Annotated in this window: 23 protein-coding genes; 12 read left to right on the plus strand and 11 right to left on the minus strand. The window is 66.2% G+C overall.

Features of this window, described 5'->3' with window-relative positions:
* Window positions 1–51: 51 nt before the first annotated feature.
* Window positions 52–1716, minus strand: coding sequence for an acyl-CoA dehydrogenase family protein (locus B6K69_RS12755; protein WP_108644054.1), 1665 nt, complete (start codon window positions 1714–1716; stop codon window positions 52–54).
* 207 nt (window positions 1717–1923) lie between these two features.
* Here B6K69_RS12755 and B6K69_RS12760 point away from each other — a divergent pair, with 207 nt between their 5' ends.
* Window positions 1924–2691, plus strand: a complete 768-nt coding sequence (locus tag B6K69_RS12760; RefSeq protein ID WP_108644055.1) for a sulfite exporter TauE/SafE family protein — start codon at window positions 1924–1926, stop codon at window positions 2689–2691.
* 113 nt (window positions 2692–2804) lie between these two features.
* On the opposite strand, the gene B6K69_RS12765 is transcribed toward B6K69_RS12760, so the two are convergent.
* Entirely contained in the window at window positions 2805–4403 is a 1599-nt protein-coding gene (locus tag B6K69_RS12765) for a phosphoenolpyruvate carboxykinase (RefSeq protein WP_108644056.1), read from the minus strand.
* Between the two features lie 351 nt (window positions 4404–4754).
* Between B6K69_RS12765 and B6K69_RS12770 the strand changes: the two genes are divergently transcribed.
* Genes B6K69_RS12770 through B6K69_RS12800 form a run of 7 tightly spaced genes read left to right on the plus strand, consistent with a single transcriptional unit; the run spans window position 4755 to window position 10087 of the window.
* Window positions 4755–5456 (plus strand): response regulator transcription factor, encoded by a 702-nt coding sequence (locus B6K69_RS12770; protein WP_107672667.1) that lies wholly within the window; start codon window positions 4755–4757, stop codon window positions 5454–5456.
* Window positions 5453–7150: a sensor histidine kinase gene (locus tag B6K69_RS12775; protein WP_108644057.1), complete on the plus strand. Its 1698-nt coding sequence runs from the start codon at window positions 5453–5455 to the stop codon at window positions 7148–7150. Before B6K69_RS12770 ends, B6K69_RS12775 begins: the two co-directional genes overlap by 4 nt.
* A 38-nt stretch (window positions 7151–7188) precedes the next feature.
* A complete protein-coding gene (locus B6K69_RS12780; RefSeq protein ID WP_228156730.1) occupies window positions 7189–7581 on the plus strand; it encodes an HPr kinase/phosphorylase in 393 nt (130 codons plus the stop codon).
* Between the two features lie 3 nt (window positions 7582–7584).
* The gene (gene rapZ, locus B6K69_RS12785) at window positions 7585–8493 is read left to right on the plus strand and encodes an RNase adapter RapZ (protein ID WP_107672668.1); all 909 of its coding nucleotides are present in this window, start codon (window positions 7585–7587) and stop codon (window positions 8491–8493) included.
* Window positions 8490–8885 (plus strand): PTS sugar transporter subunit IIA, encoded by a 396-nt coding sequence (locus B6K69_RS12790; RefSeq protein ID WP_108644058.1) that lies wholly within the window; start codon window positions 8490–8492, stop codon window positions 8883–8885. The genes rapZ and B6K69_RS12790 overlap by 4 nt, the downstream gene beginning before the upstream one ends.
* A gap of 12 nt (window positions 8886–8897) precedes the next feature.
* Window positions 8898–9167, plus strand: a complete 270-nt coding sequence (locus B6K69_RS12795; RefSeq protein ID WP_108644059.1) for an HPr family phosphocarrier protein — start codon at window positions 8898–8900, stop codon at window positions 9165–9167.
* Complete coding sequence (locus B6K69_RS12800; RefSeq protein ID WP_228156731.1) at window positions 9164–10087, plus strand: lysophospholipid acyltransferase family protein; 924 nt, start codon at window positions 9164–9166, stop codon at window positions 10085–10087. The genes B6K69_RS12795 and B6K69_RS12800 overlap by 4 nt, the downstream gene beginning before the upstream one ends.
* Window positions 10088–10094: 7 nt before the next feature.
* Here the strand turns inward: B6K69_RS12800 and B6K69_RS12805 are convergent, their stop codons facing one another.
* The 8 genes from B6K69_RS12805 to B6K69_RS12840 all read right to left on the minus strand — a co-directional run bounded on the left by B6K69_RS12805 (window position 10095) and on the right by B6K69_RS12840 (window position 16040).
* Entirely contained in the window at window positions 10095–10715 is a 621-nt protein-coding gene (locus B6K69_RS12805; protein ID WP_108644060.1) for a YdeI/OmpD-associated family protein, read from the minus strand.
* A gap of 81 nt (window positions 10716–10796) precedes the next feature.
* Window positions 10797–11672: a 3-hydroxybutyryl-CoA dehydrogenase gene (locus B6K69_RS12810; RefSeq protein ID WP_108644061.1), complete on the minus strand. Its 876-nt coding sequence runs from the start codon at window positions 11670–11672 to the stop codon at window positions 10797–10799.
* A 140-nt stretch (window positions 11673–11812) separates the two neighbouring features.
* A complete protein-coding gene (locus B6K69_RS12815) occupies window positions 11813–12739 on the minus strand; it encodes an electron transfer flavoprotein subunit alpha/FixB family protein (protein WP_107672672.1) in 927 nt (308 codons plus the stop codon).
* The gene (locus B6K69_RS12820; RefSeq protein ID WP_107672673.1) at window positions 12739–13500 is read right to left on the minus strand and encodes an electron transfer flavoprotein subunit beta/FixA family protein; all 762 of its coding nucleotides are present in this window, start codon (window positions 13498–13500) and stop codon (window positions 12739–12741) included. Before B6K69_RS12820 ends, B6K69_RS12815 begins: the two co-directional genes overlap by 1 nt.
* Before the next feature lie 168 nt (window positions 13501–13668).
* Window positions 13669–14241 (minus strand): cob(I)yrinic acid a,c-diamide adenosyltransferase, encoded by a 573-nt coding sequence (locus B6K69_RS12825; RefSeq protein ID WP_108644062.1) that lies wholly within the window; start codon window positions 14239–14241, stop codon window positions 13669–13671.
* 3 nt (window positions 14242–14244) lie between these two features.
* The gene (locus B6K69_RS12830) at window positions 14245–14448 is read right to left on the minus strand and encodes a twin transmembrane helix small protein (protein ID WP_107672675.1); all 204 of its coding nucleotides are present in this window, start codon (window positions 14446–14448) and stop codon (window positions 14245–14247) included.
* Between the two features lie 78 nt (window positions 14449–14526).
* Entirely contained in the window at window positions 14527–15357 is an 831-nt protein-coding gene (locus tag B6K69_RS12835) for an SDR family NAD(P)-dependent oxidoreductase (protein ID WP_108644063.1), read from the minus strand.
* 92 nt (window positions 15358–15449) lie between these two features.
* Window positions 15450–16040 carry an SH3 domain-containing protein gene (locus B6K69_RS12840; RefSeq protein WP_108644064.1) on the minus strand — a complete coding sequence of 197 codons (591 nt, stop codon included), beginning with the start codon at window positions 16038–16040 and terminating at the stop codon, window positions 15450–15452.
* 145 nt (window positions 16041–16185) lie between these two features.
* Between B6K69_RS12840 and B6K69_RS12845 the strand changes: the two genes are divergently transcribed.
* Window positions 16186–18489, plus strand: a complete 2304-nt coding sequence (locus tag B6K69_RS12845) for a DNA topoisomerase IV subunit A (protein WP_108644065.1) — start codon at window positions 16186–16188, stop codon at window positions 18487–18489.
* A 200-nt stretch (window positions 18490–18689) separates the two neighbouring features.
* On the opposite strand, the gene B6K69_RS12850 is transcribed toward B6K69_RS12845, so the two are convergent.
* Window positions 18690–20051, minus strand: coding sequence for a cytochrome P450 (locus B6K69_RS12850; protein WP_108644066.1), 1362 nt, complete (start codon window positions 20049–20051; stop codon window positions 18690–18692).
* 103 nt (window positions 20052–20154) lie between these two features.
* Here B6K69_RS12850 and B6K69_RS12855 point away from each other — a divergent pair, with 103 nt between their 5' ends.
* From B6K69_RS12855 to B6K69_RS12865, 3 genes are all read left to right on the plus strand, one after another.
* On the plus strand, window positions 20155–20823 hold the full coding sequence (locus B6K69_RS12855) for a hypothetical protein (protein ID WP_228156732.1): 669 nt from the start codon (window positions 20155–20157) through the stop codon (window positions 20821–20823).
* Window positions 20824–20913: 90 nt separating this feature from the next.
* The gene (tuf, locus tag B6K69_RS12860; RefSeq protein ID WP_108644067.1) at window positions 20914–22089 is read left to right on the plus strand and encodes an elongation factor Tu; all 1176 of its coding nucleotides are present in this window, start codon (window positions 20914–20916) and stop codon (window positions 22087–22089) included.
* 139 nt (window positions 22090–22228) lie between these two features.
* Window positions 22229–22624: a VOC family protein gene (locus tag B6K69_RS12865; protein ID WP_108644068.1), complete on the plus strand. Its 396-nt coding sequence runs from the start codon at window positions 22229–22231 to the stop codon at window positions 22622–22624.
* Window positions 22625–22633 lie beyond the last annotated feature (9 nt).

Here is a 22633-nt window from a genome sequence, read left to right on the forward strand (position 1 = left end):
CCCGGGCTTCGCTGTGACGAGTGTGATGCAAGATTTCGCTTCGGGCAAGCGTCAGTCCAGCAACCGCCGGGCAATCACCTGGGCCTGGATCTCGGCCGCGCCTTCGAAGATGTTCAGGATGCGCGCGTCGCACAGGATGCGGCTGATGCGGTATTCCAGCGCAAAGCCGTTGCCGCCGTGGATCTGCAAGGCATTGTCGGCCGCCGCCCAGGCCACGCGGGCACCCAGCAGTTTCGCCATGCCGGCTTCAAGATCGCAACGCTTGTCGTGATCCTTCTGCCATGCGCTGAAATAGGTGAGTTGCCGGGCGATCATGATCTCGACCGCCATCATCGCCAGCTTGCCGGCGACGCGCGGGAATTCGACCAGCGATTTGCCGAACTGCTTGCGGTCCTCGGCATATTGCAGGCCGGTTTCCAGCGCCGATTGCGCCACGCCGATGGCGCGGGCGGCGGTCTGGATGCGGGCGGATTCGAAGGTCTGCATCAACTGCTTGAAGCCCTGTCCGGGCTGGCCGCCCAGCAGGTTGTCGGCCCCGACCTTGAAGCCGTCGAAGGCCAGTTCGTATTCCTTCATGCCGCGATAGCCCAACACCTCGATCTCGCCGCCGGTCATGCCGGGGGTGGGGAAGGGGGCGTCGTCGGTGCCGGGGGTCTTTTCGGCCAGAAACATCGACAGGCCACGGTAATCGGTGGTGTCGGGATCGGTCCGCGCCAGCAGCGTCATCACATGGGTGCGCGCGGCGTGGGTGATCCAGGTCTTGTTGCCGGTGATTTCCCAGCCGTCTTCGGTTCGCACGGCGCGGGTGCGCAAACTGCCCAGGTCGGACCCGGTGTTCGGTTCGGTGAAGACGGCGGTGGGCAGGATTTCCCCGCTGGCCAGCCCCGGCAGCCACTTCGCCTTCTGTTCCGGCGTGCCGCCGCAGAGAATGAGCTCGGCCGCGATTTCGGACCGGGTGCCCAGGCTGCCGACGCCGATATAGCCGCGCGACAGTTCTTCGCTGACCACGACCATGCTGGCCTTGGACAGGCCGAAGCCGCCGAATTCTTCCGGGATGGTCAGGCCGAACACGCCCATTTCGGCCAGTTCGCCGATCACCTGCATCGGGATCAGCTCATCCTTCAGGTGCCAGTCGTGGGCCACCGGGATGACCTTTTCATCGGCATAGCGGCGGAACTGGTCGCGGATCATCTCCAGCTCTTCGTCCAGCCCGGTGGCGCCAAAGGTGGCGCGGCCGTGATTGTCGCGCATCAGCGCCACCAGCCGCGCCCGCGCCGCGGCGGTGTTGCCGCCCGCGATCAGCGCCTGCGCGGCGGTGCCGGGGGCCCAGCTCAGCCCCAGATCCGACAGGCGGGCGGTTTCGCCCTGGCTCATCGGGATGCCGCCGGCGATCTGGGCAAGGTATTCGCCAAAGCCGATCTGCAGGATCAGCGCCTCGATCTCGGAGAACTGCCCGGCGGTTTCCAGCCGCCCGGCCCAGGCATCAAGCTGTTGCAGCGCCTGCACATAGGTGGCCAGCCAGGACAGGGCATGGGCGGCGAACTGATGCGTCTCCATCGCCGCGTTCGACACCTTGCCGCCGCTGCTGACCAGATCGCGCAGGGCGGCGCGGCCCTGATCGGACAGGGCGGCCACTTCGGGCAGCGCGGCGGTGGTCAGGCTGCGAAGATCGGCAAGAAGGGGCGAGGGGGTCATCGGCTGTCCATCATGCGGCATGGCGGGATTCCGGCATAGATTCTGCGTCGGCGAAGCAATAGGCATTTCGCAGTTGCAGCGCAATATCCTTTCGCTGGAAATGTGCGTGGCGAATGAAAGTGTCGCCGCCGCTGCGGGCCGGTTCGGGCGCGGGGCGGGGCGGTCACGCCGCGGCTTTCCCTTTCGGCGCCCGCCTGCCAGAACAGGGGGCACGGGCAGGGGGGCGTTATGGATTGGGTGATGGCGGGGCTGCCGGCGGCGGCGGTGGCCGGCGCGGTGGCGGTGGCGCTGGTGGCGGGGTTCGTGAAGGGGGCGGTGGGCTTTGCCATGCCGCTGATCATGATCTCGGCCTTTTCCGCCTTTCTGCCGCCCGATCTGGCGCTGGCGGGAATGATCCTGCCGACGCTGGTGACCAACCTGTCACAGGCGTTCCGGCAGGGCTGGCAGCCGGCGCGCGACAGTGCCTGGACCTACCGCCGGTTCCTGATTGCGACGGTGGTGTTCATCATCGTCTCGGCCCAGCTTTTCGACCTGATCCCGCGCATGGCCTATCTGCTGATCCTTGGCCTGCCGGTTACGGCCTTTGCCGCGGCGCAACTGGCCGGTCTGCCGCTGGCGCTGCCGCTGCACCACCGGAACCGGGCCGAATGGGCGCTGGGGGTGATCGGCGGGCTTTATGGCGGAATTTCCGGCATCTGGGGGCCGCCACTTCTGGTGTTCCTGCTGTCCATCGGCGCGGAAAAGACCGAGATGGTGCGGGTGCAGGGCGTGATCTTCCTGATCGGGGCGGTCACGCTGCTGGGCGCGCATCTGGGCACCGGGCTGGCGAACCCGGCCAGCCTTGGCTTTTCGGCGCTGCTGGTGATTCCGGCGCAGATCGGCATGTGGGCCGGCTATCGGCTGCAGGACCGGCTGGATCAGGCCCGCTTCCGCCGCTGGACGCAGGGGCTGCTGGTGGTGACGGGGCTGAACCTGGTGCGGCAGGCGCTTGCTTAGCTGATCGGCTTTTCGTGGCAGGGGTCGACGGCGCTGTGCCCCGCCCGTGTGCTGCAAAGGAAACGCCCGTGCAGGGGGCTGCACGGGCGCGTCATCCGGTCTGTGGCGAAGCGTCAGCCGATCGCGGCGGCTTTCACGTCTTCGTCGATGTAGGGCACATACTGGCCGAAGTTCTTGGAGAACATGTCCACCAGCTTTTTCGCCTGCGCGTCATAGGCCGCCTTGTCGGCCCAGGTTTCGCGCGGGTTCAGCAGCGTGCTGTCCACGCCATGCGCGGCCACCGGCACATCAAAGCCGAAGTTCGGGTCGCGGCGGAATTCGGCGCGGTCAAGCGAGCCGTCCAGCGCCGCGGTCAGCAACGCGCGGGTGGCCTTGATCGGCATCCGCTTGCCGGTGCCATAGGCGCCGCCGGTCCAGCCGGTGTTGACCAGCCAGCAGGTTGCGCCGTGCTTGGCGATCTGTGCCTGCAAGAGCTTGCCATAGACTTCCGGCCGGCGCGGCATGAAGGGCGCGCCGAAGCAGGTGGAGAAGGTGGGCTGCGGTTCGGTGATGCCGCGTTCCGTGCCTGCCACCTTGGAGGTGAAGCCCGACAGGAAGTGATACATCGCCTGCGCCGGGGTCAGCCGCGCGATGGGCGGCAGCACACCGAAGGCGTCGCAGGTCAGCATGACCACGTTCTTCGGATGCCCGCCCAGGGCCGTGGCCGAGGCGTTCGAGATTGCTTCCAGCGGATAGGCGCAGCGGGTGTTGTCGGTCAGGCTGTTGTCGGCAAAGTCGATCACCAGGGTTTCCGGGTCATAGACCATGTTTTCGACCACGGTGCCGAAGCGCGACATGGTGGAATAGATCTCGGGCTCGGCTTCCTTGGACAGGTTGATGGTCTTGGCGTAGCAGCCGCCTTCGAAGTTGAAGATGCCGCGGTCGGACCAGCCGTGTTCGTCATCGCCGATCAGCGTGCGGTCGGGGGCGGCGGAAAGCGTGGTCTTGCCGGTGCCCGACAGGCCGAAGAACACCGCCGCATCATCGGGGTTGCCAAGGGCGTGGTTGGCCGAGCAGTGCATCGCCATGACGCCCTTGCCGGGCAGCAGGTAGTTCAGAATGGTGAAGACCGATTTCTTGTTCTCGCCGGCATAGCCGGTGTTGGCGATCAGCACGGTCTTTTCGTCGAAGTTCAGCGCGATCACCGTATCGGTGCGGCAGCCGTGGCGGGCCGGGTCGGCCTTGAAGGACGGCATGTTCAGGATCGTCCATTCCGGCTCGAACGTATCAAGATCGGCGCGCGACGGGCGGCGCAGCATGTGGCGCATGAAAAGGCCATGCCAGGCCAGTTCCGTGACCACGCGCACATCGACGCGCAGCACCGGGTCGGCGCCGGCATAGAGGTCTTCCACGAACAGTTCGCGGTCCTTCACATGGGCCAGCATGTCGGCCTTGAGGCGCGCCCAGGCATCGGGGGCCATGGGGGCGTTGTTTTCCCACCAGATGCTGTCTTCCACCGAGGGCGTGCGGACGACGAACTTGTCCTTCGGCGAGCGGCCGGTGAACTGCCCGGTCGAGCAGAGGAAGGCGCCGCCAAGACCAAGATGGCCCTCGCCGCGCGACACGGCGGCTTCGACCAGGGCGGGTTCAAGCAGGTTGTAGTGGACGACCGACGCCCCTGCGATGCCCTGTTTGTCCAAGGTGCGATTGGGGTTCACGCGACCGTTCATCATCTGCAAGCTCCCGTTGCCGCGCGCCGCGCGGCCATGATCTGACGTTGATGGCGCGGCGCCCGGGCCAATTGGGCGCCGACAGAGGCACCCCGACGAGGCACCTGTCCGCTGGCCTATAACATGCGGGATTTCCGATGGAATAGCACCGATTCGCATAGTTAGCGCAACCAGATCGGGGTTAGCGCAACCAATTGCGGTTGATCCGGCAGACAGGCATGAATTCGCCAAGGCTTGGGGATTTGGCAAATCCCTGACAGGATAGCGGCACGGGTGATTCGGTCTGTGCCGGCGCCTGCGTGCCTGTTCCCAGTATGTCAGAAAACAAATAACCCAGAGCAGGGACAAATAGACATGTCGAGGATCGCCCTTGTGGACGACGACAGGAATATTCTGACGTCGGTTTCGATCACGCTTGAAGCCGAAGGTTTTGAGGTGGAAACCTATAATGACGGCCAGTCGGCCTTTGAGGCCTTCAGCCGCCGGATGCCGGATATGGCGGTGCTGGATATCAAGATGCCGCGCATGGACGGCATGGATCTGTTGCAGCGGCTGCGACAGAAAACGGCCATTCCCATCATCTTCCTGACCTCGAAGGATGACGAGATCGACGAGGTGCTGGGCCTGCGCATGGGCGCGGACGACTATGTGAAAAAGCCGTTTTCGCAACGGCTTCTGGTCGAACGCATCCGCGCGCTGCTGCGCCGGCAGGAGGCGATTGCCTCGGGCGAGACGGCCACCACGGAAGAAAACAAGATCATGGAGCGGGGCAATCTGCGGATGGACCCGCTGCGCCATTCGGTAACCTGGAAAGGGCGCGACGTGGCCCTGACGGTGACGGAATTCCTGCTGTTGCAGGCGCTGGCGCAACGGCCCGGTTTCGTGAAAAGCCGCGATCAGTTGATGGATGTGGCCTATGACGATCAGGTTTATGTCGATGACCGCACCATCGACAGCCACATAAAGCGGCTGCGCAAGAAAATGCGGTCTGTCGATGATGATTTCACCGCCATCGAAACGCTTTATGGTATCGGCTACCGTTACAACGAGGAATGAGCGCCGCGCCGCGAATGGAGATGGAAGACCGGCCCCGCACCAGAAATTCCGGTGAGGTGCTTCTGGGCGAGGACTGGGTTTCGCCCGATGCCACCGTCGAGACGCTGCGCGAGGTGCGCGGTCGCGGGGGGCTGGTCGCGCTGAACCGCAGCCCGCTGGCGCGCAAGATCATCATCTTCAACCTGATGGCGCTGGTGGTTCTGGTGGGCGGGGTGCTGTTCCTGAACCCGTTCCGCGACAGTCTGGTGGTGCAGCGCGAGGCCGGGCTTGTGCGCGAGGCCGAACTGGTGGCCACCGTGTTCGAGGCGCAGATGCAGCCGGGCGCCGCGCCCGCGCCCGATCATGGCGCCACGCTGGACGGCATCCGGCTGGGCGGCGGGGTCGAGGTTTTCGTGTTCGATCCGGCGGGCAAGCTGCTGGCTTCGCGCATGGTGCCGCCGCCGGTGCAGCCGGCCCCGGATCGGGTGCGGTCAACCGTGATCACCGATTTCCTGAATGCGGTCTGGGATGGCGTTTCGGGTGTGCTGACCTTTGGCCGCGAAACGGCCCAGCCCGTGGACGGGGCGGCGCTGGCGCGCGAGGTTTTCCCGATCGCCCGCGCCGGGGAAACCTGGTCGCACACCGGGCGCGACCCGTCGGGCAGCACGCTGTTTTCGGTGGCCACGCCGATCCGGGTGGCCGGGCAGGTGGTGGGGGTGGTGGCGCTGACCTCGACCGAGGGCGAGATCGACACGCTTGTCCGCTATGAGCGCGAGCAGATCCTGCAGATGTTCGTGGTGGCGCTGCTGGTGTCGATCGGGCTGTCGCTGGTGCTGGCCTCGACCATTGCCAATCCGCTGTCGGATCTGGCCGCCGCCGCCGAGATCGGCCGCGACCGGGACAATCGCGGCCCGGTGACGGGGCGGGTGCGTATCCCCGACCTTGCCGCCCGGCCCGACGAGATTGGTCGCCTGTCGGTGGCCATGCGCGGCATGGTGGCGGCGCTGTATGACCGGATCGACGCCAACGAACAGTTCGCCGCCGATGTGGCGCATGAGATCAAGAACCCGCTGGCCTCGCTACGGTCGGCCGTGGGGTCTATGCGCTTCGTCAAGAAGGACGAGCACCGCACCCGGTTGCTGGACGTGATCGAACATGACGTGCGCCGGCTGGACCGGCTGGTCAGCGACATCTCGAACGCGTCGCGGCTGGACAGTGAGCTGGTGAAGGAAGAGGAAGACCGCTTCGACCTGATCCGCACGATTGCCGGTCTGGGCGATTACATGGGCCAGCAGGCGCGCGAGAAGGGCGTTGATTTCCTGACCGACCTGCCGGCGGACCCGATCATGATCCGCGGGCTTGAGGCGCGGCTGGCGCAGGTGTTCGTCAACCTGATCAGCAATGCGGTTTCCTTTTGCGAAGAGGGCGACGCCGTGCGGGTCTGGGCGCGGCGGCGTGACAACCGGGTGCTGGTGGTGGTAGAGGACACGGGCCCCGGTATTCCAGAACAGGCGCTGACCAAGGTGTTCAAGCGGTTCTATTCCGAACGGCCTTCGGGCGATTTCGGCAATCATTCCGGCCTTGGGCTGGCGATTTCGAAACAGATCGTCGAGGCGCATGGCGGCGTGATCTGGGCCGAGAACATCCGCCCGGCAACGGCCGACATCAGCACCCCGCCGCTGGGCGCCCGCTTCGTGGTGGGCCTGCCGGTTTGACCCGCGACGATCCCCCGCTGATCTTGCATGCAAGCTGCGTGGCGGTGTCTGGCCGCGCCGTTCTGGTCATGGGGCCTTCGGGGGCGGGCAAGTCGTCGCTGTGCCTGCGCATGCTGGCGCTGGGCGCGCGGCTGGTGTCGGATGACCGCACGGCGCTGCGGCGCGGGGCGGCGGGCCTGTTGGCCTTTTGCCCCGGCCCCGCGATCCGCGGGCTGATCGAGGCGCGCGGAATTGGCCTGTTGCGTGCCGAGCCGCTGGACGAGGCGCCGGTGGCGCTGGTGATCGACCTGGGAACCGTGGAAACCGACCGTCTGCCGCCGCGGCGGCAGATCAACTTGCTGGGAATGACGCTTCCGCTGCTTCGAAAGCCGCAGATCGACCCTGTCGCCGAGGCCTTGATGCTCTATCTTCAAGGCGATCGGCAGGAGTAGCGAATGACCGAGTCCGCACAGGAACACCGGCTGGTGCTGGTGACCGGGCCTTCCGGCGCCGGGCGGACAACCACGATCCGCGTGCTGGAGGATCTGGGGTATGAGGGGATCGACAACATCCCGCTCAGCCTTGTGCCGCGGCTGATCGACGGCCCGCCGCTGGGGCGCCCCATCGTGCTGGGGCTGGATGTGCGCAACCGCGATTTCGCCGCCTCGGCGCTGATCGAACTGATCGACCGGCTGACCCGTGACCCGCGCGTCAGCCTTGAGGTGCTGTATCTGGACTGTTCGCCCGCCGAACTGATCCGCCGGTTCAGCGAAACCCGCCGCCGCCACCCGCTGGCCCCCGCCGAAACCCCCGATGAGGGGATCGAGCGCGAGATCGACCTGCTGGCCCCGGTGCGGGCGCGGGCGGACCATCTGATCGACACGACCGACCTGACTCCGCATGACCTGAAGGCGGAACTTGCGCGCTGGTTCGACACCGGGGGGGCGCAGCGCCTGGCGGTTTCGGTGCAGTCGTTCAGCTACAAGCGGGGCCTGCCGCGCGGCGTGGACATGATCTTCGACTGCCGCTTTCTGGCCAACCCCTACTGGCAGCCCGACCTGCGCGCGCTGGACGGGCGCGATCCGGCGGTGGCGGCCTTTGTGCGCGCCGACCCGCGCTTTGCCGAATTCTTCCGCAAGGTGCAGGAGCTGATCCTGTTTCTGCTTCCGGCGAACCTGGACGAGGGCAAGGCGCATCTGTCCATCGGCTTTGGGTGTACCGGCGGGCAACACCGTTCGGTCGCCGTCGCAGAATTGCTGGGGGCCACCCTTGCGCAGGCGGGCTGGCCAGTGGCAAAACGGCACAGGGAACTGGAACGCAAGGGCGGGAGTGTCGCCCCAGCAGGCAAGGTGTCTGGCGCTTGATCGGTATCGTCATCGTTGCTCATGGTGGATTGGCGCGCGAATACCTCGCTGCGGTCGAACATGTGGTCGGCCGGCAGGATGGTATGCGGGCCATTGCCATCGAGGATGAGCACGACCGCGGCCAGAAACAGGCCGAGATCATGGCCGCCGCCGATTCCGTCGATGCCGGGCAGGGCGTGGTGGTGGTGACCGACATGTTCGGGGGCAGCCCGTCGAACCTGTCGCTTCCGGCCTGCGCGGCGACGGGGCGGCGCATCCTCTACGGGGCCAACCTGCCGATGCTGATCAAGCTGGCCAAGTCGCGCGACCTGTCGGTTCCCGATGCCGTGGCCGCGGCGCTGGATGCCGGGCGCAAATACATCAACAGCCTTGACCTTGGCGGCGGGGCGTAAGGGGTTTTCCCAATGTCCACCCGCACCTTCCGCATCGTCAATGAAAAGGGCCTGCACGCGCGGGCCTCGGCCAAGTTCGTCGAGGTGGTCGAGGCGCATGAGGCGCGGGCGACGGTTTCCAAGGATGGAATCGACGTGTCGGGCGATTCGATCATGGGGCTTCTGATGCTGGCCGCCTCGCGCGGGACCACGATTGACGTTACGACCTCGGGAACCGAAGCGGAGAAACTTGCCGATGCGCTGGAGGCGCTTGTTGCGGGCCGCTTCGGAGAGGATTATTGAACCTTGATGCCCCGGCCCCCGGGGTGGCCCCCGAGGATCGCCACGTCGTGACCGAACAGAGCGAGATCGCTGCCCAGGTGCCCCCGGCACCCAAGGCCGAAAAAGCCTATGACATGCGGCGGCTGTCCTATGCGGGAACCTTCAAGAACCCGTTCAAGGCGGGCAGCATCCGCGCAATCGAATGGCTGACCGCGAAGGTGCAGCTTCTGCGCCTGATCCGCAGCTTCGAGAAATCGGGCGCCCCGTTCGGCGCGCCGTTCTGGCCCAAGGCCATTCGCCACATGGGGATTCGCATCGACACCCCGCCCGAGGAGATTGCCCGGATTCCGAAGACCGGGCCGCTGGTCGTTGTGTCGAACCATCCGTCGGGGCTGGTGGATGGAATGGTGCTGGCCGAGATGGTCAACCGCGTCCGGTCCGACTTCAAGATCCTGACGCGCAGCCTGCTGACCGGGATTCCCGAGGTTGAGGAATTCATGATCCCCGTGCCCTTCCCGCATGAGGACAATGCGCGCGAACTGGGCCTGCAGATGCGGGACGAGACGATGAAGCACCTGAAGGCGGGGGGCGTGATCATCGTGTTCCCGGCCGGGAAGGTGGCCATGAGCGAAGGCTGGTGGGGCCCGGCGGTGGAAGCCGAGTGGAACGTGTTCACCCACAAGATCGTGCGGTCGTCCGGGGCGACGATCCTGCCGATCTTCTTCCCCGGCCAGAATTCGCGCCTGTTCCAGATTGCCAACCAGATCAGCGATACCCTGCGGCAGGGCCTGCTGCTGTATGAAATCAAGCGCTGCCTGTTCAAACCCACCCGCCCGGTGATCGGCGAACCGATCCCGGCGGAAGAGCTGAAGAAATGGGAAGGCAACCCGCGGGGGTTCCTGGCCTGGCTGCGGGAACATACGCTGGGGTTGGGGAAGTAATCCGCACCTAGCGTTCGGTTGCGCCCTTTCCGGCAAGGATCTTGCTGCGGAACCCGGCAATGCGCGACATCCGCGTTGCGGGTGTCTTTGCCGAACTCAGGTTCAACGCATAGCTTTTCTGCCGCCCCGGTGTCAGGGCGTGGAACGCCTCGGCCAGTTCGGGATCGGAGTCCAAGGTTTCGATCAGCTCTTCTGGCAGCGCGATCTGCCGCGCATCGCGGGGCGGTTTCAGGCCTGCCTCGGCATAGGCCATCGCTTCCATGAGATAGGACCGGATGACGGGTTCAAGCGCCGTGACCTGCGCAGCATCGGTAAAGCGGATCATGTCGGGATGGCTGGTATTCTCGCCCTGCTTTTCCAGCACGCGGGACGGGTCTTTCAGCAGGGCCGCATGGAAGAAGCTGAGCCGGAAATCGCCCCGGAACGCCCCGATGATGGCGATGTTGCGGCCGGCGTGCATATAGCAGGGGTGGCCCCATTTCACTGTTTCAACCAGCCCGGCGGCGCAGCAGATGCGGCGCAGGTCTTGCAGGCCGGCGGCCCAGACCCGCGCCGAACAGTCCGGCGTGGCAAAGCGGTTGCAGCGGCCGCAGCCGTGCAGGAAATAGTCTTCAATCTGTGAAATCATCCCGCACCTCGACGACTGCCAGAGGCGAAGTGTAGCGCGGCCTGCCCGTGCTGCAAAATCACGGCTGCGGGCAGCGGCCCTTTACCGTGTCGGCACCGGCACGTCGCCGCGATAGTCGTAGAAGCCGCGCTGGGATTTGCGGCCCAGCCAGCCGGCCTCGACATATTTCACCAGAAGCGGGCAGGGGCGGTACTTGCTGTCGGCCAGCCCGTCATAAAGCACGTTCATGATGGCAAGGCAGGTGTCCAGACCGATGAAATCGGCCAGTTCCAGCGGGCCCATCGGGTGGTTCGCGCCCAGCTTCAGCGATTCGTCGATGCTTTTCACGCTGCCGACGCCTTCGTACAGCGTATAGACCGCCTCGTTGATCATCGGGATCAGGATGCGGTTCACGATGAAGGCGGGGAAATCCTCGGCGCTGGCGGCGGTCTTGCCCAGCTTGCGCACCACCTCGTGCATGGTGTCCCAGGTGTCCTGATCGGTGGCGATGCCGCGGATCAGTTCCACAAGCTGCATCACCGGCACGGGGTTCATGAAATGCAGGCCCATGAACTTTTCCGGCCGGTCGGTGCGGCTGGCCAGCCGGGTGATCGAGATCGACGAGGTGTTCGATGTCAGGATCGTGGTCGGTTTCAGATAGGGCAGCAGGTCTTCGAAGATGGCCTGCTTGACCGTCTCGCGTTCGGTGGCGGCCTCGATGATCAGGTCGCACTGGCCCAGATCGGCCAGTTTCAGGGTGGTTTCGATCCGCGCCTGCGCGGCTGCCTTCACCTCGGCCGTGATCTTGCCGCGCGACACCTGCCGGTCGAGGTTCTTCTCGATGGTGGCCAGGGCCTTTTGCAGCCCGTCCTCGCTGATGTCGTTCAGAAGCACGTCATAGCCCGCCAGTGCAAAGACATGGGCAATGCCGTTGCCCATCTGCCCCGCGCCCACCACGCCGACCGATCTGATCTCCATCGTTCCGTCCTTTCACGCTGTCGCCGCCGACCTTACGGTCCGGCCCCCGGCAGGACAAGGCCGGGCGATCCGTCCGATGCCCCGACGCAAACGAAAACGGGCGCCCGCAGGGGGCGCCCGTCCAAGGGATCAGGGCCGGATCACAGCTTGCCGGTCAGTTCCGGCACGGCGGTGAACAGGTCGGCCACCAGGCCGTAATCGGCGACCTGGAAGATCGGCGCCTCTTCGTCCTTGTTGATCGCGACGATCACCTTGCTGTCCTTCATACCGGCCAGGTGCTGGATCGCGCCCGAGATGCCGATGGCGACATAGAGGTTCGGCGCCACGACCTTGCCGGTCTGGCCGACCTGCCAGTCGTTCGGGGCATAGCCCGAATCGACCGCCGCGCGCGAGGCGCCGACGGCGGCACCCAGCTTGTCAGCCAGCTTTTCGATCATCGCGAAGTTTTCTTCCGAACCCAGGCCACGGCCGCCCGAGACGACGATCTTGGCGCTGGTCAGTTCGGGCCGGTCGCTGGTGGCAACCTTGTCTTCCAGCCACTTCGACAGCGATCCGTCCGCCGGGCCGCTGATCGCCTCGACCGGGGCCGAGCCGCCGGCGCCGACGGCGGTGAAGTTCGCGGTCCGCACGGTGAAGACCTTTTTCGCGTCGGCGGTCTTGACCGTCTGCACGGCGTTGCCGGCATAGATCGGGCGCTCGAAGGTCGAGGCATCGACCACGGCGGTCACGTCGGTCAGGACCATCACGTCCAGAAGGGCGGCCACGCGGGGCAGCACGTTCTTGTTGAAGGCGGTCGCGGCGCCGCAGATGTGTTCGTAGCCGCCGGCCAGCGACACGACCAGCGCGGCGGTCGGTTCGGCAAGCCCGTGGCAATAGGCGTGATCGCCCGCGAACAGCACCTTGGAGACGCCTTCCAGCCTGGCGGCATCTGCGGCAGCGGCATCGCCGCCCTGACCGGCCACCAGAAGGTGAACCTCACCCAGACCCTTGACCGCGGCCAGCGTCTTGGCGACCTGGTCGGTCGCCAGATGCCCGTCGTTCACATCGGCAAGAAGAAGAACGGCCATCAGATCACCCCCGCTTCGTCTTTCAGTTTCGCAATCAGCTCATCCACCGAGCCGACCTTGACCCCGGCCTTGCGGCCCGCGGGTTCGGCGGTCTTGATCACGGTCAGGCGCGGGCTGACATCGACGCCATAGTCGGCCGGCGTCTTGGTCGCCAGCGGCTTGGCCTTGGCCTTCATGATGTTGGGCAGGCTGGCATAGCGCGGTTCGTTCAGGCGCAGGTCCACGGTCAGCACCGCGGGCAGCTTGACGCTGATCTGTTGCAGACCGCCGTCCACTTCGCGGGTGACCTTGGCGGCGTCGCCGTCCAGCGCCACTTCCGAAACGAAGGTGCCCTGGGCCCAGCCCAGCAGCGCGGCCAGCATCTGGCCGGTGGCGTTCAGGTCGTTGTCGATGGCCTGCTTGCCGCAAAGCACCAGACCCGGACCTTCTTCCTTGACCACGGCGGCCAGCAGCTTGGCCACGGCCAGCGGTTCGATGTCCTGATGCACATCGGCGGTGGCTTCGATCAGGATCGCGCGGTCGGCGCCCATCGCCAGCGCGTTGCGCAGCGTTTCCTGTGCCTGCTTGACGCCGATCGACACCACGACGACCTCGGTCGCCAGACCCTTTTCCTTCAGACGGATCGCCTCTTCGACGGCGATTTCGTCAAAGGGGTTCATCGACATCTTGACGTTGGCCAGATCGACTCCGCTTCCGTCCGCCTTGACGCGAACCTTCACGTTGTAGTCGATCACCCGTTTGACAGGCACCAGCACCTTCATGCGGTAATCTCCTTATCCGTGGGCGCGAAGGCGCCCGCTCAAGCTCCCGTTGGCCTGTTACCGCAGACGGGGCCGATTCAACAGGGCAAATGCGACGAAGTCGCGCGTCCGGACGTCGCGTTTCGGCGCTTCTGAAGGGGGGGGAGGGCCGCCTGTCCTTGCTTGCGGTCAGCGGGTCAGGCCCGGAACCCAGAGCACGTCATCCTTGCCGTCGTTGTTGGCAATGCGGCCGGCCACGAAGAACCAGTCCGACAGCCGGTTGAGGTATTTCACCGCCTCGGGGTTCACGTCCTCGACCGCGGCCAGTTCCACGACCATGCGTTCGGCGCGGCGGCTGATGGTGCGGCACAGGTGCAGTTGCGCGGCCAGCGCGCTGCCGCCGGGCAGGATGAAGCTGCGCAGCGGCTGCAGCCGGGCGTTCATCACGTCAATCTCGGCTTCCAGCCGGGCGACCTGCGTTTCGATCATCCGCAGGGGCGTGTAGGACAGGGTGGAATCCAGATGCCGGTCGGGGGTGCAGAGATCGGCGCCCAGATCGAACAGGTCGTTGGAAATCCGCGCCAGCGCGGCGGCCATCTCATCTGTCGCATGAAGCCGGGCCAGGCCCACCGTGGCGTTGGTTTCATCCACCGTGCCATAGGCCGAAACGCGCAGGGCATGTTTGGGCACCCGCGCCCCGTTGCCCAGAGCGGTTTCGCCCGCATCGCCGGTGCGGGTGTAGATCTTCGACAGCACAACCATGATTTATCCCTTTGACATCAGCCAGGCCAGGCCGGCGATCAGCACCACGGCCACGAATTGCGCCATCAGCCGCCAGCGCATGATCTTGTTGGCGTTCAGGCGGTTGTATTCGCCGCCGCGCGCAAAGGTCAGGATGCCGAAGATCAGAATCCCCGCCACAACGGCCGAAGCCACGGCGGCCACTATCGCCAGCGGATCGTTCAGCATGTCCGTTCCCCCCTGAATCCGTCTCAAGCAGTTAATGCGGAAAGGCCCCGCCGTCCAATCGCAAAGCCGACAGGCGGATCAGCTTCCGCGTCCGACCAGCCAGTCCAGCGCCCGCGTGGGCAGCAGCCGCCGCGCAAGGCCGGCGATATGCGTGGGCGTGGTCACATAGTAGCGCGCGCGCGGCCGGGGGCTTTCCAGCGCCTTCACCAGCCTTGCGGTCACGGCGGACGGCGGCAGTTCAAAGGTATCGGGCGCGTCCTTCGCCTTGTAGAGCCGGTGTTGCAGGCTGCGGTATTCGTCGGCCCGGGCCGAGGCCTGCCAGTTCACCCATTTTTCAAAATGCGCGACCGAGTTTTCGCGGATTCGGCTGGTGATCGGCCCCGGCTCGATCAGGATGATCTGAATCCCGGTGCCCTGCATTTCCAGCCGCAGCACATCGGACAGGCCCTCAAGCGCGAATTTGGTGGAGACATAGGCGCCGCGCCAGCGCGCGCCGACGATGCCCAGAACGGAGGAGCAGTTGACGATCCGGCCATGCCCCTGCGCGCGCATGATCGGGATCACCCGGCGCGTCAGGTCATGCGTGCCGAACAGGTTGACCTCGAAGATCTCGCGCAGGGCGCCGCGCGGCAGGTCTTCCACCGCGCCGGGGCAGGCGAAGGCGCCGTTGTTGTAAAGCGCATCCAGCGTGCCGCCGGTGCGGTCCAACACCGTGGCCACGGCCGCGGCGATGCTGTCTTCATCCGCCAGATCCAGCCGGAAACTTTCGAAGCCTTCGGCGCGCAGCCTTTCGCAATCGGCCTCTTGCCGGCAGGTGGCGAAGACGCGCCAGCCGCGGGCGCGCAGCCCCCGCGCGGCATCAAGGCCGATGCCCGAAGAGCAGCCGGTGATGAGAATCGATCTGCCCATGGTTCTGCCCGCCTGTGCCCGCGCCCTGTTCCGATCGGACTTAGGCCGCGCATGGCCGCGCGTCAAACCGGCAGGGGCCGGTCCGGGTGTGTTCAGGGTGCTTCGGCGCTGAGGAAACGGGTGGCGACAAAGCCCTGAAGGCCATCGCCTTCGATGGAGATCTCGGTCCATTCGGCATCGACGCTGCCCAGCACCGTGACCGCCTCGCCCGCGCCCAGCTTGCCCACGACCGAGGCGTCGGTCGACGGCCCTTGCCGCACGTTCACCGTGCTGGCCGCCACATACCAGACATCGCCGCCGACAACGGGCGGCGTTGCCTCGGGGGCGGTTTCCTGCGGCAGGCTGGCCGTGGCATCGACCCGGTCGCCGCCCAGCGAGGGCAGGGCCGACAGGGTGAACACCGGCGAGGGTTCGGGCATGGCTTCGGCCGGCGTCGGTTCCGGCGGCGGCACATAGGCCGCAATCTGCGGGGCGGGGGCCACCTCGACCGTTGTCATGGCGGCGGGTTCCGGCGCAGGGGTCGGGGCTGGCGCCGCCTTGGCCATGCGGCGTTCAACGATCACGATCTTCTCGCCCTGGGCCACGGCCCGCGCCAGACCCGGGCGCATCTGGCCCCGGTCGGCGCCCGCGATCAGCAGGGTTGCAAACATGGCAGCACAGAGAAGCGCGGTCAGACGGAACATCAGGTCACCAGGGATAAGGCAGAAGGCGTTGACCCGGGTCTAGCACAATCCCCCCGGCCCTGCAGGGGGAAAATCACCCCGGTCATCCCGGTGCCGCCGGCAAAACCGGCTGGACCGCGCCCGCCGCCCGCAATACACAACATCCATGTCCGCAGAAGACGAACCCGACAAGACCTATGGCGTCACCGTTTCCGAGCCGCTTTCGCGGGCCATCGGTGAACGCTACCTGACCTATGCGCTGTCCACCATCATGCACCGGGCCCTGCCCGATGCGCGCGACGGGCTGAAGCCGGTTCACCGGCGAATCCTGTACGCGATGCGGGAATTGCGGCTGACCGCTTCCAGCGCCTTCCGCAAATCGGCCAAGATCGCGGGCGACGTGATGGGGAACTATCACCCGCATGGCGATGCCGCGATCTATGACGCGATGGCGCGTCTGGCGCAGGATTTCAACGTCCGCTACCCGCTGGTTGACGGGCAGGGCAACTTTGGCAACATCGACGGCGACAGCCCCGCCGCCAGCCGCTACACCGAGGCCCGGCTGACCGCCATCGCCGAGACGCTGATGGAAGGTCTGGCCGAGAACTCGGTCGATTTCCGCCCGAATTACGACGGCACGCTGGAAGAGCCGGTGGTCATGCCGGCCGCCTTTCCGAACCTCTTGGCCAACGGGTCCAGCGGGATTGCCGTGGGCATGGCGACGAACATCCCGCCGCACAATCTGGATGAGCTGATCCAGGGCTGCCACCTGCTGCTGAAGAACCCCGAGGCGACCACCGCCGATCTGGTTGCCCATATTCCCGGCCCCGATTTCCCCACCGGCGGCGTCATGGTCGAACCGAAGGAGGCGATTCTCGAAGCCTATGAAACGGGGCGCGGCAGTTTCCGCACCCGCGCCAGATGGCAGGTCGAGGATCTGGGGCGCGGCACCTGGCAGATCGTCGTGACCGAAATTCCGTTCCAGGTGGCCAAGTCCAAGCTGATCGAAAAGCTGGCCGAGCTGATCGAACTGAAGAAGGTGCCGCTGCTGGCCGATGTGCGCGACGAATCTGCCGAAGACCTGCGCATCGTGCTGGAACCCCGCGCCCGCACCGTGGACCCCGAGGTTCTGATGGGGATGCTGTTCCGCAACAGCGACCTTGAAACCCGGTTCTCGCTGAACATGAACGTGCTGATCGACGGCCGCGTGCCCAAGGTCTGTTCGCTGAAGGAAGTACTGCGCGCCTTCCTGGACCACCGCCGCGAGGTGCTGCGCCGCCGGTCGGAACACCGGATCGAGAAGATCGACGCCCGCCTTGAGGTGCTGGAAGGCTTCATCATTGCCTACCTCAACCTTGACCGGGTGATCGACATCATCCGCTACGACGACGATCCCCGTTCCGCCCTGATGCGCGAGGACTGGGGCCGCGACCATCCGCGCGCCGTTTCGGAAAAGGACTACCGCACCCCGCCGGCGGGCGAGGGCGAGCTGACCGAGGTGCAGGCCGAGGCCATTCTCAACATGCGGCTGCGCAGTCTGCGCCGGCTGGAAGAGATGGAGCTGCGCCGCGAACGCGATGAGCTGATGCAGGAACGCGCCGGGCTGGCCGACCTGCTGGAAAGCGACCGGCTGCAATGGAAGAAGATCGGCGCCGAGCTGGAAGAGATTCGCAAGAAGTTCGGCAAGGGCACCGTGCTGGGCGACCGCCGCACCAGTTTTGCCGAGGCGGGCGAGTTCGAGGAGGTGCCCGTCGAGGCGATGATCGAGCGCGAGCCGATCACCGTGATCTGTTCCCGCATGGGCTGGATCCGCGCGATGAAGGGCCATGTCGATCTGGCCGCCGAACAGAAGTTCAAGGATGGCGACGGCCCCCGTTTCGCCTTCCATGCCGAGACCACCGACAAGATCCTGGTCGTGGCCGAGAATGGCCGCTTCTACACCCTGCTCGGCGCCAACCTGCCGGGGGGGCGCGGCATGGGCGAACCGCTGCGCCTGATGGTCGATCTGCCGAACGACACCGGCATCACCGACATGATCGTGTTCCGGCCCGGGGTGAAATACCTGCTGGCCTCGACCGCGGGCGATGGCTTCGTTGTTCCGGCCGAGGAATTGCTGGCCCAGACCAAGACGGGCAAGCAGGTGCTGAACGTGAAAGAGGGCGAAAAGGCCCGGGTCTGCCTGCCGGTGCGTGGCGATCATGTGGCCGTGGTGGGCGACAACCGCAAACTTCTGGTCTTCCCGCTGGCCGACCTGCCGGAAATGGCGCGGGGCAAGGGCGTGCGGTTGCAGAAATACAAGGACGGCGGCCTGTCGGACGCGATCACCTTCACCCTGTCCGAGGGCCTGACGTGGAAAGACCCCGCCGGCCGGACCCGGACCGAGGCCGACCTGACCGAATGGCAGGGCGCCCGCGCCGGGGCGGGCAAGATGGCCCCGCGCGGCTTCCCCCGCGACAACCGCTTCACCTGAATGGCGCAGCCGCGCCAGGGCGCGGCTGCACGTCCGGTCTCTCGCCTCTGGCGCGTTCCGCGCCAACCGGCTCGGGCGTGCCTCCGGCGGGGATATTTCCAGACAGATGAAGGCCGGCGCCGCCTTTGCCCTTTCATCTGTCTCGATATCCCGGGGGTCCGGGGGCAGCGCCCCCGGCCTGCGGGGCAGGCCCGGCGGACTCAGGCCCTGTCGACCATCAGCCAGACCCCGCCTTCGGGCCGCAGCGTCAGGATCATCACCGGCTTCGGGTCGCGCCCCGGAACGCGCGCAAAGCGGAACCGGGCCAGCAGGGTGGCCAGGATGATCACCGCCTCTTGCAGGGCGAAACTGGCGCCGATGCAGACGCGGGGGCCGTCGCCGAAGGGCAGGTAGTGGAAGCGTGGGATCGCCCGGGGGTCGGCAAAGCGGTCGGGGCGGAAGGCATCGGGGGCCTCCCACAGCTTGTGATGGCGGTGCAGCGCATAGATCGGCAGGATCACCGTATCGCCCCGGCGCACTTCGCGGCCGCACAGCTCATCGGGGGCCTGCGCGGTGCGGGACAGAAAGGCGGCCGGCGGATACATCCGCAGCGCCTCGTCCACGATGCGGCGGGTCAGCGGCAGCGCGGGCAGGTCGCCCACCCCGGCGGCGCGATCCCCCAGCGCGGCCTGCGCCTCGGTTCGCGCCGCCTGTTGCACCGCGGGATCGAAGGCGCAGAGGTACAGCGCCCAGCCCAGCGTCAGCGCGGTTGTCTCATGCCCCGCGACGATGAAGGTCAGCAGGTTGTCGCGCAATTCTTCCGTGGTCATGCGCCGGCCGCTTTCAGGGTCTTCCCCGGCCATCAGCAGGTCCAGCAGATCGGGCGGTGTCTTGGCGCCTTCGGCCCGCCGGGCCGTGATGGCCCCGTCTGCCAGCCGCTTGGTCGATTGCATCGCCGCCCCGGTGCGCAGCCGCCCCAGCCGGGGCACCCAGGCCGGGGCGCCCAGGATGTCCAGCAGCGAAACCCTGGCGTTGTCCGCGATGTATTGCTCGATCGCCCTGTGCACCGCCGCGCGGTCAAACGCCTTGCCGCCGGAAAAGGTGACATCCGAGATCACCTCGAAGGTGGCCGTCACCATCTCGTCGAACAGGTTCGCCGCGCGCCCCGGCACCAGCCGGGCCGAGACCCGTTCCGCCGCCGCCGTCATCACCGGGGCCAGGGCCGCCACGTTGCGATGCGAGAACACCGGCGCGGCGGTGCGGCGCTGCCACATCCATTCCGCCCCGTCGGCCACGAACAGGCTTTCTCCGATGGCCGGCGACAGGATCAGCTTGGTCACCACCGACTTGGGGTAGTTCCCGACATTGTCCCGCAAGACCCGCTTCAGGGCGTCGGGGTCCATCAGCATGTGCCAGCGCCGCGCGGTCGTGCCGCTGAGGATCGGCGCATGGGTGGCGATTTCGGGCACCAGTTCCAGAACATTGCGCCGCCCGGCCTGAAGCGACCCCCAGACCCCCAGTGGCCGCGTGGCCAGCGGCACGCGGACGGGCAGGGGGGCTGTGTCGGGCGGTGTCCGGGTCATGGACTGTAGATAGGGCGCCGCCGGTATTTTGCGAGGGCGTTGCGGCATCCCCGTTGCTCGGCTATGGCTGGGCCGGTCTCGTGTCCTTGCGGAGTATCTGCCGATGGCCCTGCGCCACCTGTTCCCTGCCCTGATGGTTGTCGGCCTTGCCGCCTGTGGCCGCAACGATCTGGCCGAACCGCCCATGCCGCTGGGCGAATTCGCGCTGGGCCTGAACATCGTGGTGGCCGACAAGGTGGAGATGGTGCCGATCAGCCGCCCGGCGACCCCCGCCGAATGGGAAGCCGCCATGACCAAGGCCGTGGCCGACCGTTTCGGCCGCTACCAGGGGACCAAACTCTACAACATCGGCATCTCGGTGGATGGCTATGCGCTGGCCCCGCCCGGCATTCCGGTTGTCGCGGCGCCCAAGTCGGTGCTGGTGATCACCGCCAACATCTGGGACGACGCCGCGCGCAAGAAGCTGAACGAGGAAGGCAAGCAGTTCACCGTCTTCGAAGGCCTGTCCGGCGAAAGCGTGATCGGCACCGGCATCACGCGCAACAAGAAGCAGCAGATGGAGGCGCTGTCCTACAACGCCGCCAAGAAGGTCGAGGACTGGCTGGTGCAGAACCCGCAGTGGTTCGGGATGACGCCGGAACAGATGGATGCCGCCATCGCCGCCCGTGCCGTCACCGTGAAATCGGACGCCAAGGCGGCCGCTGCGGCCAAGAAGGCCGCCGCTGCCGCGGCGCCGGCTGCGGCACCGCAGACAGGCCATTCCGGTAACTGAGGCTTGATTTTCCCGGCTCCTGCCAGTAAGTCGCCGCGCGAGTGAACCGAGGGTCCTTTTCCGGGGCCCCACGAAACAAGGGCGGCCACGATGGCAAAGGCAAAGTTTGAACGTAACAAACCGCATGTGAACATCGGGACCATTGGTCACGTTGACCATGGCAAGACGACGCTGACGGCTGCGATCACGAAGTATTTCGGTGAATTCCGGGCCTATGACCAGATCGACGGCGCGCCGGAAGAGCGGGCTCGGGGGATCACGATCTCGACGGCGCACGTCGAGTACGAGACCGAGAACCGTCACTACGCGCACGTCGACTGCCCCGGCCACGCCGACTATGTGAAGAACATGATCACGGGTGCCGCGCAGATGGACGGCGCGATCTTGGTCTGCGCCGCGTCGGACGGCCCGATGCCGCAAACGCGCGAGCACATCCTGCTGGGCCGTCAGGTCGGTATTCCGTACATGGTCTGCTACATGAACAAGGTGGACCTGGTCGACGACCCGGAACTGCTGGAACTGGTCGAGATGGAAATCCGCGAACTGTTCTCGTCCTACGAATACCCGGGCGATGACATTCCGATCGTCAAGGGCTCTGCCCACCAGGCGATGATCGGCGAGCGCAAGGACATCGGCGAGGATTCGATCCGCGCGCTGATGGCGGCGGTTGACAGCTACATCCCGACCCCGGCGCGGGCGATCGACCAGCCGTTCCTGATGCCGATCGAAGACGTGTTCTCGATCTCGGGCCGCGGCACGGTTGTGACCGGCCGGATCGAGCGCGGCGTGATCAACGTCGGCGACGAAGTTGAAATCGTGGGCATCCGCGACACCAAGAAGAGCACCTGCACGGGCGTGGAAATGTTCCGCAAGCTGCTGGATCGCGGGGAAGCGGGCGACAACGTGGGCGTGCTGCTGCGCGGCATCGACCGTGACGGCGTGGAACGCGGCCAGGTGCTGTGCAAGCCGAAGTCGGTGAACCCGCACACGAAGTTCGAGGCCGAAGCCTACATCCTGACCAAGGAAGAAGGCGGCCGCCACACGCCGTTCTTCGCGAACTACCGTCCGCAGTTCTACTTCCGCACGACCGACGTGACGGGCACGGTGAAGCTGCCGGAAGGCACGGAAATGGTGATGCCGGGCGACAACCTGAAGTTCGAAGTCGAACTGATCGCGCCGATCGCCATGGAAGAAAAACTGCGCTTCGCCATCCGCGAAGGCGGCCGCACGGTTGGAGCAGGGGTCGTTTCCAAGATCATCGCCTGATCCTTCGGACCAGACCGAGACAAAGGGCCGCCTTCGGGCGGCCCTTTTGCTTGGCGACCGCCCGCGACGGGCGCGGGTTGGCCCTGTGCGGGGCCTGTGCTACGCCGCCGCCCGCAACCCCCGCCGCAAGAGGTGCCCCATGGCCAAGGCCGTTCACTCGATGATTCGCGTTCTGGACGAGGCGCGTTCGGTCGCCTTCTATGATACCGCCTTCGGGCTGAGGCCCGCCGACCGGCTGGAGTTCGAAGGATTCACCCTGATCTACCTGTCGAACCCCGAGTCCGACTTCGAACTGGAACTGACGGTCAACAAGGGCCGGACCGAGCCTTACGCCCCGGGCGAAGGCTATGGCCATCTTGCCGTGACGGTGGAGGACGTTCAGGCCGAACACGCCCGCCTGACCGCCGCCGGCCTTGCCCCGCGCGGGATTGTCGATTTCCGCAACGGCGAGACCCCGGTGGCGCGGTTCTTCTTCATTGCCGACCCGGACGGCTATCAGATCGAGGTCATCCAGCGCGGCGGCCGGTTCCGCTGACCGCCGGCC

Source organism: Pseudogemmobacter blasticus, from assembly GCF_003071405.1.
GTDB lineage: Bacteria > Pseudomonadota > Alphaproteobacteria > Rhodobacterales > Rhodobacteraceae > Pseudogemmobacter > Pseudogemmobacter blasticus.

Bases quoted from the DNA above. Each gene is read 5' to 3' on its own strand.
- B6K69_RS12755 (WP_108644054.1), bottom strand. From the start codon at position 1,716: ATGCCGCATGATGGACAGCCGATGACCCCCTCGCCCCTTCTTGCCGAT.
- B6K69_RS12760 (WP_108644055.1), top strand. From the start codon at position 1,924: ATGGATTGGGTGATGGCGGGGCTGCCGGCGGCGGCGGTGGCCGGCGCG.
- B6K69_RS12765 (WP_108644056.1), bottom strand. From the start codon at position 4,403: ATGATGAACGGTCGCGTGAACCCCAATCGCACCTTGGACAAACAGGGC.
- B6K69_RS12770 (WP_107672667.1), top strand. From the start codon at position 4,755: ATGTCGAGGATCGCCCTTGTGGACGACGACAGGAATATTCTGACGTCG.
- B6K69_RS12775 (WP_108644057.1), top strand. From the start codon at position 5,453: ATGAGCGCCGCGCCGCGAATGGAGATGGAAGACCGGCCCCGCACCAGA.
- rapZ (WP_107672668.1), top strand. From the start codon at position 7,585: ATGACCGAGTCCGCACAGGAACACCGGCTGGTGCTGGTGACCGGGCCT.
- B6K69_RS12795 (WP_108644059.1), top strand. From the start codon at position 8,898: ATGTCCACCCGCACCTTCCGCATCGTCAATGAAAAGGGCCTGCACGCG.
- B6K69_RS12805 (WP_108644060.1), bottom strand. From the start codon at position 10,715: ATGATTTCACAGATTGAAGACTATTTCCTGCACGGCTGCGGCCGCTGC.
- B6K69_RS12810 (WP_108644061.1), bottom strand. From the start codon at position 11,672: ATGGAGATCAGATCGGTCGGCGTGGTGGGCGCGGGGCAGATGGGCAAC.
- B6K69_RS12815 (WP_107672672.1), bottom strand. From the start codon at position 12,739: ATGGCCGTTCTTCTTCTTGCCGATGTGAACGACGGGCATCTGGCGACC.
- B6K69_RS12820 (WP_107672673.1), bottom strand. From the start codon at position 13,500: ATGAAGGTGCTGGTGCCTGTCAAACGGGTGATCGACTACAACGTGAAG.
- B6K69_RS12825 (WP_108644062.1), bottom strand. From the start codon at position 14,241: ATGGTTGTGCTGTCGAAGATCTACACCCGCACCGGCGATGCGGGCGAA.
- B6K69_RS12830 (WP_107672675.1), bottom strand. From the start codon at position 14,448: ATGCTGAACGATCCGCTGGCGATAGTGGCCGCCGTGGCTTCGGCCGTT.
- B6K69_RS12835 (WP_108644063.1), bottom strand. From the start codon at position 15,357: ATGGGCAGATCGATTCTCATCACCGGCTGCTCTTCGGGCATCGGCCTT.
- B6K69_RS12840 (WP_108644064.1), bottom strand. From the start codon at position 16,040: ATGTTCCGTCTGACCGCGCTTCTCTGTGCTGCCATGTTTGCAACCCTG.
- B6K69_RS12845 (WP_108644065.1), top strand. From the start codon at position 16,186: ATGTCCGCAGAAGACGAACCCGACAAGACCTATGGCGTCACCGTTTCC.
- B6K69_RS12850 (WP_108644066.1), bottom strand. From the start codon at position 20,051: ATGACCCGGACACCGCCCGACACAGCCCCCCTGCCCGTCCGCGTGCCG.
- B6K69_RS12855 (WP_228156732.1), top strand. From the start codon at position 20,155: ATGGCCCTGCGCCACCTGTTCCCTGCCCTGATGGTTGTCGGCCTTGCC.
- tuf (WP_108644067.1), top strand. From the start codon at position 20,914: ATGGCAAAGGCAAAGTTTGAACGTAACAAACCGCATGTGAACATCGGG.
- B6K69_RS12865 (WP_108644068.1), top strand. From the start codon at position 22,229: ATGGCCAAGGCCGTTCACTCGATGATTCGCGTTCTGGACGAGGCGCGT.